This is a genomic window from Polaromonas sp. P3_B1 (genome assembly GCF_056402935.1).
Genome location: NZ_JBFUGK010000019.1, coordinates 61,133 through 73,065 on the forward strand (window position 1 = coordinate 61,133; position 11,933 = coordinate 73,065).

The 11,933-nt window shown below is 63.0% G+C and carries 13 protein-coding genes; 10 read left to right on the forward strand and 3 right to left on the reverse strand.

Annotation, left to right across the window (positions count from 1 at the left end; translation table 11 throughout):
* Window positions 1-147 precede the first annotated feature (147 nt).
* Together rpsT and AC1DXS_RS12895 are read left to right on the forward strand one after the other, a co-directional pair.
* Window positions 148-459 (forward strand): 30S ribosomal protein S20, encoded by a 312-nt coding sequence (gene rpsT, locus AC1DXS_RS12890; RefSeq protein WP_477737883.1) that lies wholly within the window; start codon window positions 148-150, stop codon window positions 457-459.
* A 200-nt stretch (window positions 460-659) separates the two neighbouring features.
* Window positions 660-1,655: a hypothetical protein gene (locus AC1DXS_RS12895; protein ID WP_477737884.1), complete on the forward strand. Its 996-nt coding sequence runs from the start codon at window positions 660-662 to the stop codon at window positions 1,653-1,655.
* A gap of 23 nt (window positions 1,656-1,678) precedes the next feature.
* Here AC1DXS_RS12895 and AC1DXS_RS12900 read toward each other — a convergent pair whose 3' ends face one another.
* On the reverse strand, window positions 1,679-1,996 hold the full coding sequence (locus AC1DXS_RS12900) for a DUF3579 domain-containing protein (protein WP_477737885.1): 318 nt from the start codon (window positions 1,994-1,996) through the stop codon (window positions 1,679-1,681).
* A 284-nt stretch (window positions 1,997-2,280) separates the two neighbouring features.
* On the opposite strand from AC1DXS_RS12900, the gene AC1DXS_RS12905 reads away from it, so the two are divergent.
* Together AC1DXS_RS12905 and argF are read left to right on the forward strand one after the other, a co-directional pair.
* Window positions 2,281-3,498, forward strand: a complete 1,218-nt coding sequence (locus AC1DXS_RS12905; protein ID WP_477737886.1) for an acetylornithine/succinylornithine family transaminase — start codon at window positions 2,281-2,283, stop codon at window positions 3,496-3,498.
* Window positions 3,495-4,439 carry an ornithine carbamoyltransferase gene (gene argF, locus AC1DXS_RS12910; protein ID WP_477737887.1) on the forward strand — a complete coding sequence of 315 codons (945 nt, stop codon included), beginning with the start codon at window positions 3,495-3,497 and terminating at the stop codon, window positions 4,437-4,439. Before AC1DXS_RS12905 ends, argF begins: the two co-directional genes overlap by 4 nt.
* A gap of 214 nt (window positions 4,440-4,653) precedes the next feature.
* Here the strand turns inward: argF and AC1DXS_RS12915 are convergent, their stop codons facing one another.
* Window positions 4,654-5,418, reverse strand: coding sequence for an SDR family oxidoreductase (locus AC1DXS_RS12915; RefSeq protein WP_477737888.1), 765 nt, complete (start codon window positions 5,416-5,418; stop codon window positions 4,654-4,656).
* 217 nt (window positions 5,419-5,635) lie between these two features.
* On the opposite strand from AC1DXS_RS12915, the gene kynB reads away from it, so the two are divergent.
* The 3 genes from kynB to kynA are packed head-to-tail and all read left to right on the forward strand — an operon-like array spanning window position 5,636 to window position 8,436.
* Window positions 5,636-6,283 carry an arylformamidase gene (gene kynB, locus AC1DXS_RS12920; protein WP_477737889.1) on the forward strand — a complete coding sequence of 216 codons (648 nt, stop codon included), beginning with the start codon at window positions 5,636-5,638 and terminating at the stop codon, window positions 6,281-6,283.
* A 10-nt stretch (window positions 6,284-6,293) separates the two neighbouring features.
* Complete coding sequence (gene kynU, locus AC1DXS_RS12925) at window positions 6,294-7,586, forward strand: kynureninase (protein WP_477737890.1); 1,293 nt, start codon at window positions 6,294-6,296, stop codon at window positions 7,584-7,586.
* A gap of 1 nt (window position 7,587) precedes the next feature.
* Window positions 7,588-8,436, forward strand: coding sequence for a tryptophan 2,3-dioxygenase (gene kynA, locus AC1DXS_RS12930; protein WP_477737891.1), 849 nt, complete (start codon window positions 7,588-7,590; stop codon window positions 8,434-8,436).
* Between the two features lie 40 nt (window positions 8,437-8,476).
* On the opposite strand, the gene AC1DXS_RS12935 is transcribed toward kynA, so the two are convergent.
* The gene (locus tag AC1DXS_RS12935; protein WP_477737892.1) at window positions 8,477-9,403 is read right to left on the reverse strand and encodes a GlxA family transcriptional regulator; all 927 of its coding nucleotides are present in this window, start codon (window positions 9,401-9,403) and stop codon (window positions 8,477-8,479) included.
* Between the two features lie 82 nt (window positions 9,404-9,485).
* Here AC1DXS_RS12935 and AC1DXS_RS12940 point away from each other — a divergent pair, with 82 nt between their 5' ends.
* The 3 genes from AC1DXS_RS12940 (at window position 9,486) to AC1DXS_RS12950 (ending at window position 11,931) form a co-directional block, all read left to right on the forward strand.
* Window positions 9,486-10,163 carry a DJ-1/PfpI family protein gene (locus tag AC1DXS_RS12940; RefSeq protein ID WP_477737893.1) on the forward strand — a complete coding sequence of 226 codons (678 nt, stop codon included), beginning with the start codon at window positions 9,486-9,488 and terminating at the stop codon, window positions 10,161-10,163.
* Between the two features lie 27 nt (window positions 10,164-10,190).
* Window positions 10,191-11,171 (forward strand): tripartite tricarboxylate transporter substrate-binding protein, encoded by a 981-nt coding sequence (locus AC1DXS_RS12945; protein WP_477737894.1) that lies wholly within the window; start codon window positions 10,191-10,193, stop codon window positions 11,169-11,171.
* A gap of 283 nt (window positions 11,172-11,454) precedes the next feature.
* Window positions 11,455-11,931 carry a hypothetical protein gene (locus AC1DXS_RS12950; protein WP_477737895.1) on the forward strand — a complete coding sequence of 159 codons (477 nt, stop codon included), beginning with the start codon at window positions 11,455-11,457 and terminating at the stop codon, window positions 11,929-11,931.
* Window positions 11,932-11,933 lie beyond the last annotated feature (2 nt).

Consider the following 11,933-nt stretch of genomic DNA (forward strand, 5'->3'; position numbering starts at 1 on the left):
TTGCCGGGCCGCAGGCGGGCGGCCCCTTCCTCAGTGCAAGGGGCAGGGAGCCGCCACAGGCTCACAGTGAGCGACCGTGGGGGTATATAATCGTGGGCTTTGCTGCAACATCCACAGACTCCTCCCCAGGATTAAAGGAATACATATATGGCTACCGCCAAACCCAAGAAAAAGAACCCGCGCCTTGCGTCGGGCCGCAAACGCGTCCGCCAGGACGTCAAACTCAACGCCGCGAACACCTCGCTGCGCTCCAAATACCGCACCGCTGTGAAAAACGTCGAAAAAGCCGTTGCAGCCGGTGACAAAGAAAAAGCCAAGGACCTGTTCGCCAAGGCCCAAAGCATTGTGGACACGGTTTCCGACAAGGGCATCTTCCACAAGAACAAGGCAGCGCGCGACAAGAGCCGCCTGTCCGCCAAGGTGAAAGCCCTGGCACTGGCCCCCGCAAAGGCCGCCTAAGCAATTAGGCAAATCGCCCGGACGGCATCTTTCTAACGAAAATACCGTCCGCCGTTTTGTAGGGTGCGCTGCAGCAAAGCAAAAAAGCCGTCGAAAGACGGCTTTTTTGTTGGCGCTTCACTTTAGACTCGGGCGCAAACGGGCAGCTACTGAGCAAGCCCCAGTCCCGGGCTGTGACCCGGGCCAGGAAAAGGGACATCATGCGCGCATTGGCTCCGCTCGTACTCCTTGCAAGCTGCCTTGGCGCAGCCCATGCCTCGGACGACGAAATCTTTCCCTTCGACGAAGTCATCAACCCAGGCACCGGCACCACGACCCAGGTGGAATGCCAGGCCAAGCAGGATGCCGTCTGGGTAGAAACGCAGTGGACAGAGCGGGGCGCCATGGGCGGCAGCACCGCCCGCGCCGCCAAAGGCTGCATACGCTACTTTCCCAGCGCGAATGCGCGCGGCGCGGAAACCGCCGTAATCTTCATGCACGGCGACGTGCTGAGCGGCAGCATCGCACACGCCAGGGAGGCCTACCTCAAAGCCTCCAGCCGGAGCCTGCAGATCGCGCGGGCTGATCGCTCGGCCAAGGAAATCGGCCTGCCGGTGATCCGCATCGCCCGGCCGGGGGCCTATGGCAGCACCGGCGCCAGCCATTTGCGCGAGCGCCGCATGCCGGTGGAAACCCATCTGATGAACGCGGCGCTCGATGCCATCAAGAACAACTACGGCTACCAGCGTATCCAGTTAACGGGTTTGAGCGGCGGCGGCGGACTGGTGGGCGCGGTCCTGACGCTGGGACGCACGGACATCGATTGCGCCGTAGTCGGCAGCGGTGCGGTAAGCATCAAAACGCGGGCTCGCTTGCTGGGCAGCAAGGAAGCCCAGCGTGGGCTGGACCAGACGGGCCAGCCGCTGTCGGCCGTGTATGACCCAATAGACCACATCGCCGGCATCAAATCGGACAGCCGGCGCCGCGTTTTCGTATTGGGCGACCCGCAAGACTCGGCTGTGGGCTTTGAATCGCAGCAGGAATTCCAGCAAAAACTGGTCGCGGCCGGCGTGCCCGCCACCTTGCTGACCGCTGCGGCGGTCGACGCCAAGCACCACGAACTGGCACCCGAAGCACTGCGGGTGGCCGCCTGGTGCAAATCCGGGATCCCGGACGCCCAGATACAAACGAGGCTGGACCAGGGGAAAAAGAACTAGGAAGCCGGCCTGGCTGGCCAGCCTCAACGGGTCGGCGATTCCGGAATCAGGCAGGCCTCAGCCATCTGCAGGTCATTGTCCTTGGCGAAGTTGATGGCGAAATCCCAGGCCATGGGCTCGGCCTCACGCAGTTCGGAGTTGACGACCACGCACTTCACGCCGTTGATGACCGTGGGCACGCACCAGGGGGAGTAGGTCAGGTGGCTGCCGGGCTGGGGGCCGCCCGGGCGGAAATGGCTCATCACGCCGCACAACCTGTCGGCCCAGTCGCTGGGCCGGAAGGTTTTGCCGTCGCGGGTAATACCCTGGATGAAGACTTCTTTGGCGGTGTTGGAGACCATCGGGTGGAAGGTTTTTTGCGCTGCCCGGCATGGGAAAAGGATGGGATTTCGGCCCATGCTGCAGCGCACAACAATTCTAGCGTAACTCTGACTCTTATATAAGACTTGGAGGACAAATTTTCAATGGCAACGATAGCGGGCGGCACCCGGGCGCTTGCATTGCAGTAATGCAGGAACGTCACAAAAGGCCGCAAAGTCTGCGCCTAAAATCAGCCCAAGCCCGCATCAACTGCTGCGGGCTTCGAATTTTCCGCACTGTCACAGCCCTTGTTCCGGAGTTCTCCATGACCGCAGCCCTGCCCAAGCACATCGAAGCCGCCTCCCCTCACGTGATGAATACCTACGGCCGCCTGCCGATCGCGCTGGACCATGGCCAGGGCTGCCGCGTCTGGGACGTCAACGGCAAGGCTTACCTCGACGCACTGGGCGGCATTGCCGTCAACACCCTGGGCCACAACCACCCCAAACTGGTGCCTGCCCTGCAAGACCAGATCGCCAAGCTCATCCACAGTTCCAATTACTACCATGTGCCGCTGCAGGAAACCCTGGCCGCCAAACTGGTGGAGCTGTCGGGCCTGGAAAACGTGTTTTTCTGCTCCACCGGCCTGGAAGCCAACGAAGCCGCGCTCAAGCTGGCGCGCAAGTTCGGCCACGACAAAGGCATTGAGCGCCCGGAAATCGTCGTCTACGAAAAGGCCTTCCACGGCCGCAGCATCGCCACCCTGAGCGCCACCGGCAACCCCAAGGTGCAGGCCGGCTTCGGCCCGCTGGTCGAAGGTTTTATCCGCGTGCCGCTCAACAACATCGATGCGCTCAAGGCCGCCACCGCCAACAACCCCAATGTCGTCGCCGTGTTCTTTGAGGCCATCCAGGGCGAAGGCGGCATCAACAGCATGAAGGACGAGTACCTGCGCGAAGTGCGCGCGCTCTGCGACGAGCGCGACTGGCTGCTGATGATCGACGAGGTTCAGTGCGGCATGGGCCGCACCGGCAAGTGGTTTGCCCACCAGTGGGCCGGCATCAAGCCCGACGTGATGCCGCTGGCCAAGGGCCTGGGCTCGGGCGTTCCTATCGGCGCCGTCGTGGCCGGCCCCAAGGCCGCCCATATCTTCGGCCCCGGCAACCACGGCACCACCTTCGGCGGCAACCCGCTGGCCATGCGGGCCGGCGTTGAAACCCTGCGCATCATGGAAGAAGAAGGCCTGCTGGCCAATGCCGTGAAAGTCGGCGAGCACCTGCGCGCCGCGCTGGCGCGCGAACTGGCCGGCGTGAAGGGCCTGAAAGAAATTCGCGGCCGCGGCCTGATGCTGGGCATTGAACTCACGGTGCCATGCGGCGAGCTGCTGGGCCGCGCCGCCGAAAACGGCCTGCTGCTGAGCGTGACCGCCGACACCGTGATCCGCATGGTGCCTTCGCTCATCATGACCACGGCCGAGGCCGACGAAGCAGTGGCCATCCTGGTTCCGCTGATCAAACAGCTCTTGAAAGAGAAAAACGCGTGAGCACTGCGATACCCACCACGCCCGCCCCCGTGCGGCACTACCTGCAGTTCAGCGACCTGAATGCGGCGGAATACGCCTACCTGTTCGAGCGCGCCGCCATCATCAAGAAGAAGTTCAAGACCTACGAAAAACACCAGCCGCTGGTCGACCGCACGCTGGCCATGATTTTCGAGAAAGCCTCGACCCGCACCCGCGTGAGCTTCGAGGCCGGCATGTACCAGCTGGGCGGCAGCGTGGTGCACCTGACCACCGGCGACAGCCAGCTCGGCCGCGCCGAGCCCATCGAGGACAGCGCGAAAGTCATCAGCCGCATGGTCGACCTGGTGATGATCCGCACCTTCGAGCAGACCAAGATAGACCGCTTCGCCGAGCACTCGCGCGTGCCCGTCATCAACGGCCTGACCAACGAGTTCCACCCCTGCCAGATCCTGGCCGACATCTTCACCTACATCGAGCACCGCGGCTCCATCAAAGGCAAGACGGTGGCCTGGGTGGGCGACGGCAACAACATGGCCAACACCTGGCTGCAGGCCAGTGAAATCCTGGGCTTCAAGGTGCATGTGAGCACACCAGGCGGCTACGAGGTGGACCAGTCCATCGCCGGCATACGCTCGGCCGACAGCTACAAGGTCTTCAAGGACCCGATGCAGGCCTGCGCCGGCGCCGACCTGGTCACCACCGACGTATGGACCAGCATGGGCTATGAGGCCGAGAACGAGGCGCGCAAAAAGGCCTTCGCCGACTGGTGCGTGGACACCGAAATGATGCGCGCGGCCAAGCCCGACGCACTCTTCATGCACTGCCTGCCCGCCCACCGCGGCGAGGAAGTCGAAGCCGAAGTCATAGACGGCCCGCAATCCGTCGTCTGGGACGAAGCTGAAAACAGGATGCACGCGCAAAAGGCACTCATGGAGTTCCTTCTGCTCGGGCAGCTCGCGTAACACGCGAGCGTCGGCGCGCAGCGCCGGCAGCCTGCTTCGGTGCAGGCTCATGTGCGCAGAGCGCACGTGAAGCGGCCACAGGCCGCGTGCCAAAGCCAAAACAGGATGCACGCGCAAAAGGCACTCATGGAGTTCCTTCTGCTCGGGCAGCTCGCATAGCGTAACTAACGCGAACCTAGGGCAGCAAGCGGGCTAAAGCACCCGCTGCCGTCCGTTATCCGCGGCCCACAAACGGCATCTTCGTGGCCATGATGGTCATGAACTGCACATTGGTCGACAGCGGTAGCGACGCCATGTGCACCACGGCATCGGCCACTTCCTTCGCATCCATCATCGGTTCAATGGCGATTTCGCCGTTGGCTTGCGGCACGCCCTTGGCCATGCGGGCCGCGAGCTCCGTCATGGCGTTGCCGATGTCGATCTGGCCGCAGGCGATGTTGTATTTGCGGCCGTCCAGCGAGATGGATTTGGTCAGGCCCGTGATGGCGTGTTTGGTCGATGTGTAGGGCGCTGAATTGGGCCGCGGCGCGTGGGCCGAGATCGAGCCGTTGTTGATGATGCGGCCGCCTTGGGGCGATTGGTCTTTCATCAGCCTGATGGCGGCTTGCGCGCAGAGAAAAGAACCGGTGAGGTTGATGTTGACCACATTGGTCCACTGCTCAAACGTGATGTCTTCAAGGTTGACGGGCGGTGCACCCACGCCGGCATTGTTGAACAGCAAGTCGAGACGGCCGAACTTTTCTTTGACGGCACCGAATGCAGCCGCCACGGACTCGGGCTTGCTCACGTCGGTGGGCAGCGCCAGCGCGCGGTCCGTGCCGGATTCCTTGGCGACCTCATTGAGCGGTTCCACGCGGCGCCCCACCAGCGCCACGCTGTAGCCCTCACGCAGCAGGGCCAGGGCCACGGCCTTGCCGATGCCGGTGCCCGCGCCGGTGACGAGTGCGACTTTGCCGTTGGACTTGTTCTCGGAATTCATGGTCTGCCTTGTCTCTCTTGAAAGGTTGGAGGGAGGTATTGCTGATTGGTAAATCGATGCAGCGATGCGCCACAGGTCTGGATTGTGCCCCAGCCTCGCCCAGGCCGCATGAGCCTGGGCGGGCCATCATCGCCAGATACTTTAAGTCTCAAGTATTTTTGAGATTGTTGGAAATAACCGACACCACGGCATTTTTGCCGGTGCTACCTTTGGATCCATGCCTGCCTCCACCCCAACAGCACCGCGCAAACTCTGGGACATCTCACCGTCGGTCGATGAAAACGCAGCCGTGTTCCCCGGCGACACGGCCTACTCCCAGACACTGCATTTTTCCCTGACGCCGGGCTGCCCGGTCAACGTCAACAGCATCACGCTGTCGCCGCACACCGGCGCGCATGCCGACGCCCCGCTGCACTATGCGAATGGCGCGGCCAGCGCCGGCGAGCTGGACCTCGCCCCCTACCTTGGGCCTTGCCGCGTCATCCACTGCCTGGACTGCGGCCCGCTGGTCTTGCCCGAACACGTCGCCCACGCGCTGGACGGCCTGCCGCCGCGCGTGTTGCTGCGCACTTCACGCCGCGCCAGCCAGGCCTGGGACGCCTTCACCGCCATCGCGCCCGAAACGCTGGAATTGCTGGCGAGCAAACACATCACGCTGATCGGCATAGACACGCCCAGCGTGGACCCGGCCACCAGCCAGGACCTGCCCAGCCATCACCAGCTGCTGGCGCACGGCCTGCGCGTGCTGGAAAACCTGGTGCTCGACGAGGTGGCCGAAGGCGACTACGAACTGATTGCCCTGCCGCTCAAACTGACCCGGGCCGATGCTTCCCCMGTACGCGCCGTGTTGCGTGAACTTCCCTGAAGAAAAAAAGATGACCACTCTGCAAGACTGCCGCGCCCTCGATGCGCAAGACCCGCTGCGCGCACTGCGCGAACAATTCACACTGCCCGAAGGCGTGATCTATCTCGACGGCAACTCGCTGGGCGTGCTGCCCGTCACCGCGGCCGCCCGCGTCGCCGAGGCTGTGACAACCGAATGGGGCCAGGGCCTGATCCGCTCCTGGAACAGCGCCGGCTGGTTCGAGTTGCCGCAACGCCTGGGCAACAAGATCGCCCGACTGATAGGCGCGGCCCCCGGCGAGGTGGTGGCCACCGACAGCACCTCCATCAACCTCTACAAGGTGCTCAGCGCCGCGCTGCACATCGCAGCGCAGGACGCGCCCGGGCGCAAGGTGATCGTCAGCGAGCGCAGCAACTTCCCGACCGACCTCTACATCGCCGAAGCCCTGTGCCGCGAGCGCGGTTTTCGCCTGCAGCTCGTCGAGCCCGAGGAGATCACCGCCGCACTTACAAGCGAAGTGGCCGTGCTGATGCTGACCCATGTGAACTACCGCACCGGCGCCATGCACGACATGGCCGCCGTCACTGCGGCAGCGCATGCTGCCGGCGTGCTCACCATCTGGGACCTGGCGCACAGCGCGGGTGCGGTGCCGGTGGACCTCAACGCGGCGAAAGCCGACTTCTCGATAGGTTGCGGCTACAAATACCTCAACGGCGGCCCCGGCGCACCGGCCTTCGTCTGGGTCAACCCCAAGCATGCTGACCGTTTCTGGCAACCGCTGGCCGGCTGGTGGGGCCATGCCGCGCCGTTTGAGTTCACGCCCGATTACCGGCCTGCGCCAGGCATCTCGCGCTACCTCTGCGGCACCCAGCCCATCCTGAGCATGACCGCGCTGGAATGCGGCCTGGATACCGTGCTGGCCGCCGAAGCGCTGGGCGGCATGCCGGCCCTGCGCCAAAAATCGCTGGCGCTCACCGACCTGTTTATCCGGCTCGTCGAAGAACGCTGCGCAGGCCACGGCCTGGGCCTGGCCACGCCGCGCGAACATGCACAACGCGGCTCGCAAGTCTGCCTCACAAGGACCGAAGGCGCGTATGCCATCGTGCAGGCACTGATTGCACGCGGCGTGATCGGCGACTTCCGCGCGGGTGATCCTTCGACAGGCTCAGGACGCACGGGGATGCCTGACATCCTGCGCTTTGGTTTCACCCCGCTCTACATCGGCTTTGAAGACGTGTGGAACGCCGTCGAACATCTCAAACAAGTTCTGGAAACAGCGCAATGGCGCAAACCTGAGTTCAACCAGAAACACGCGGTGACTTGACATGACCTCCTCATCCAAACCCGAAGACATCGTCATCGACGAAAAAGCGCAGCTCGACTTCAGCAAGTCCATGAGCTACGGCGACTATCTGCAACTCGACGCGATCCTGGGTGCGCAAAAGCCGCTCTCGCCCGACCACAATGAAATGCTGTTCATCATCCAGCACCAGACCAGCGAACTCTGGATGAAGCTGATGCTGCACGAGCTGCGCGCCGCGATCGCCAATGTCGCCAACGACGAGCTGGGCGGCGCCTTCAAGATGCTGGCGCGCGTGAGCCGCATCATGGAGCAACTGGTGCACGCCTGGGACGTGCTGGCCACCATGACCCCACCCGAGTACAGCGCAATACGCCCCTACCTCGCCAACTCCAGCGGCTTCCAGAGTGCGCAGTACCGCTGCATCGAATTCGCGCTCGGCAACAAGAACGCCGCCATGCTCAAGCCCCATGCGCACAGGCCCGACCTGCTGGCCCAGGTGCAGGCCGCGTACGAGGCGCCATCGCTCTATGACGAAGCCCTGCGCCTGCTGGCCCGCCGCGGCCTGGCCGTGCCGGCCAGCCACACGCAGCGTGACTGGACCCAGGGCTATGTCGAAAGCGAGGCCGTCGAACAAGCCTGGCTGGTGGTGTATCGCGACCCGAAGAAGTATTGGGACCTGTACCAGCTCGGCGAAGAACTCACCGACCTGGAAGACGCCTTCCGCCTCTGGCGCTTCCGGCATGTGACCACTGTCGAGCGCGTGATCGGTTTCAAGCGCGGCACTGGCGGCACTGGCGGTGTGAGCTACCTGCGCAAGATGCTGGATGTGGTGTTGTTTCCTGAGATCTGGAAACTGCGCACCGACTTATAGGCGCCCAGAGTGTGGGCGACGGGCTAAGGGGCTTTGGTGATCAGCAAGCGCCACCCGCACCACGCGTTGCGGCCGCTGTCCTGGCGCTGGAGATACCCCGGGTCGATCGGGTATGCCTCTGGACCTCCTTCTCCGACAGGCGCCCCGAGCTGGCGAGGATGTCCGCCTGCTCACGCCGCAAGCTGTTGAGTGCGGCGATGGGGCCCATGCCGAAGTGCTCGGCAAACTTGCGCTGAAAAGTACGCCGGGACATATTGCACATATCCGCCATCGCGTCGACGGACCATTCGTGGTCGAGCCGAGCCTGCAATAACTCGATCAACTGGCGAAATGGCGCAGCGGCCCTGTCCTGGATCCTCAGGGCCTGGCTGTACTGGCGCTGGTCGCCGTCCCTGCGCAAATGCACAACCAGCCGCCGCGCCACACGCTGCGAGATGTCGGCGCCATGGTCACGCTCGATAAGGGCCAGCGCAAGGTCGATACCGGCCGCAACACCCGCCGTGCTCCAGTACTTGCCGCTTTCGCAGTAGATCTTGTCATCGTTGACCTGAAGGTCCGGGAAGTCCCGCTGCAACCTGCCGGCGGATCGCCAGTGGGTGGTGACCTCCCGGCCACTCAACAGCCCGGTGGCGGCGAGCAGGAAGGCCCCCGTGCAAACGCTGCAGGTTCTGCGGGTGGCGGGGTCTCTTTCCCTCAGCCAGTTGACCAGTTGAAGGTCTGCGCATGCCGCATACACACCGCCACCGCCCGGCACCACCAACGCATCGATCGGCAATGCGGCGGCGGCCTCCAGGCCGTGGTCCACATGAATCTTCAGTGCGCCATCGGCGCTCGTCACAGCGTCCTTCTGTGCCACGGTGACCAGGCGATACACCGGAACGCCCGCCTCTTCGTTGGCCGTGGCAAATGCCTGCCACGGCCCGGCGAGGTCAATCGGCTGGAACCCGTCGAACACCAGGAATGCCACCAACTTTGGCGCAGATTCGCCCGCTTTTGGCACTGTCCCTGCGGCACCTGGCCTTACCTTGCGTGTATTAAGGAGCGGGTTCATGAAAGTCAATATTATTCTCTTCAATGCCCTGACACAACTCGATTTGACGGGGCCTTTTGAAGTCCTGGCGCGGGTGCCGGGCGTGCATGTCGAGCTCGTCGGGAAATCATTGGAGCCCGTCCGCTCGGACCGCGGCCTCACACTGATACCCACCACGACCATCGCAAACGCGCCGCCCTGCGACCTGCTGGTGGTGCCCGGGGGACCAGGAACCGACGACGCCATACTGGATGCCGAGTGGGTCGGCTTCACCCGCAGGCAAGCAAAGTCCGCGAAGTACATCTTCGGCATCTGCACGGGCTCGCTGCTGCTCGGTGCCGCAGGCCTCCTCAAGGGTCGGCGCAGCACCTGCCACTGGCAGGCCATCGACTTTCTTCCGGCATTCGGCGCCATCGTCACCAAAGAGCGCATGTGTGTGGACGGAAATATCTTCACGGCGGGCGGCGTGACATCCGGCATCGACATGGCCTTGAAGGTCGTCGCCATGCTGAAGGGAGACGAAGCCGCCAAACAAATCCAGCTCCAGATCGAATACGACCCCAAGCCGCCCTTTCCAGGTGGTACACCTTTGACATCGGAGCCGGCCGTCGTTGAAAACTGCCTGGCGGCGACGCAAGCCCGGCGGGCCCTTCGGGCTTCGGCCGTCGGACACGCAGCCCTTCGCATGCCGGCTTGAAAAGTACCGCTAACCCTGGAGAACCTTATGAGCAAAAAACTGTTTTTACTGGTTTTGTGGGCTTTTCTGGCATGCGGCATGGGCGCGCAGGCGCAAGGTGTTTACCCCTCCAAACCGTTGACATTGATTGTTCCCTATCCGGCAGGAGGCCCTATGGACAAGCTTGCCCGCGAGCTTGCCTTGCCCCTGGCAAAGCAGCTAGGGCAACCCATCGTCATCCAGAACCTGTCAGGCGCTGGAGGCAACCTGGGCAGTGCCATCGCCTTGCGTGCGGCTCCAGACGGCTATACCTTGCTGCTGAACCATATCAGCATGGCGACAGCCCCTGCCCTGTATCGCCGCCTCGGGTTCAACCCGGAAACGGATTTCGAACCTTTGGGCATCATGGCCGAATCACCGCTGATGCTGGTGACACGCCCACAGATAAGCGCTGGCTCAGCGGTTGAGCTGGTGCGATGGATCGCCAAGCAACCACAGGTCAAGCTTGCCAATGGCGGCATCGGGTCGGCATCGCATCTGTGCGGTTTGCTGCTCCAATCTTCGCTGGGCATCGGCATGACCACCGTTCCCTATCGCGGTACCGCTCCGGCACTGGCGGATTTGCTGGGAGGCCATGTAGACCTGATGTGCGATTTGACCGCCAATGTGCTTCCCCAGGTATTCAGCGGGAAAACCAAGCCCATCGGCGTGACATCACGCAAGCCGCTCAGCGTCCCCGGCGCCTCGGCGATCCCGACGCTCGAGAAATTCGGCATCCCATCCGTGCAGCTCGGCGTCTGGTACGGGCTGTACGCGCCGAAGAATACGCCTGCGGAAGTACAAACCAGGGTCAACAGCGCACTGCTGGCCGCAATCCAGACGGACGCATTCAAACAGGCACAACTCGCTTCAGGGATCGACGTGGTTCGAGACGCGCGCAACACACCCGCGGGCCATCGCGAATACCTGCACAGCGAAATTGCCCGTTGGACGCCGGTGATCAAGGCGGCGGGGGCCTATGCGGACTAGGGCCGGGAGGACCAGTGCAGCGATACATCATCCGGCTGTTTTGCGGACCACCAGGAGCGCCTGCCGCCCACGGACAGCACGCGAGTGAACCCAGAGGCTACGTGGAGAGTGACGCCGTTGGGCGAATCTGTTGGTGGTCTTGCCCTGAGGGCATGTGTGAGATCGGTTATCAGAAAGATGCCGGATTGCGGCCTCCTGAGATCTGCAGCTACGCACAGACCTGTGAAATCGGGGTGTTCATTTAATCGTTGACGAACGTATTCATTTGAATACAATCGTCGACATGGTACCTATTTCCGCCCGTCTCCCCGACGACCTTTACGAGTGGCTGTCGACGCTTCAGCTGGAAGACGCGACCACCCTGAGCGACAAGCTGCGCGTTGCCGTACTCCACCTCAAGCGCATGCACGATGGCGACACCGACTACATCGGCGCCTTGTCGATGTATCGCGACCTGGGCCGCAACACACGCGAGCAGATCGCCCAACTCGAACGAAAAACCGGCCAGCACTCCGAAGTGCTGGCGGCGTTCATGGAGCACCTTCCGGCCTTGATCGCCATGCTGCACGCCAGCCAGGCCTCGTCTTCCAACAGCGCCCGCGAACTCGAAGCCCTGCTCGTCAAACGTACCATGCAGCTGGCGGAAACGCTGCTCAGGCAGGCCGTCACCACGCGCGCCGCCGCCTATGATGAAAAAGTCGTCATTGATAATTCAACTCGCGTCCTCGAGTTGGCCCAGCTGATTTCGTCACCACGCTAAAA

Bases quoted from the DNA above. Each gene is read 5' to 3' on its own strand.
- rpsT (WP_477737883.1), top strand. From the start codon at position 148: ATGGCTACCGCCAAACCCAAGAAAAAGAACCCGCGCCTTGCGTCGGGC.
- AC1DXS_RS12895 (WP_477737884.1), top strand. From the start codon at position 660: ATGCGCGCATTGGCTCCGCTCGTACTCCTTGCAAGCTGCCTTGGCGCA.
- AC1DXS_RS12900 (WP_477737885.1), bottom strand. From the start codon at position 1,996: ATGGTCTCCAACACCGCCAAAGAAGTCTTCATCCAGGGTATTACCCGC.
- AC1DXS_RS12905 (WP_477737886.1), top strand. From the start codon at position 2,281: ATGACCGCAGCCCTGCCCAAGCACATCGAAGCCGCCTCCCCTCACGTG.
- AC1DXS_RS12915 (WP_477737888.1), bottom strand. From the start codon at position 5,418: ATGAATTCCGAGAACAAGTCCAACGGCAAAGTCGCACTCGTCACCGGC.
- kynU (WP_477737890.1), top strand. From the start codon at position 6,294: ATGACCACTCTGCAAGACTGCCGCGCCCTCGATGCGCAAGACCCGCTG.
- kynA (WP_477737891.1), top strand. From the start codon at position 7,588: ATGACCTCCTCATCCAAACCCGAAGACATCGTCATCGACGAAAAAGCG.
- AC1DXS_RS12940 (WP_477737893.1), top strand. From the start codon at position 9,486: ATGAAAGTCAATATTATTCTCTTCAATGCCCTGACACAACTCGATTTG.
- AC1DXS_RS12945 (WP_477737894.1), top strand. From the start codon at position 10,191: ATGAGCAAAAAACTGTTTTTACTGGTTTTGTGGGCTTTTCTGGCATGC.
- AC1DXS_RS12950 (WP_477737895.1), top strand. From the start codon at position 11,455: ATGGTACCTATTTCCGCCCGTCTCCCCGACGACCTTTACGAGTGGCTG.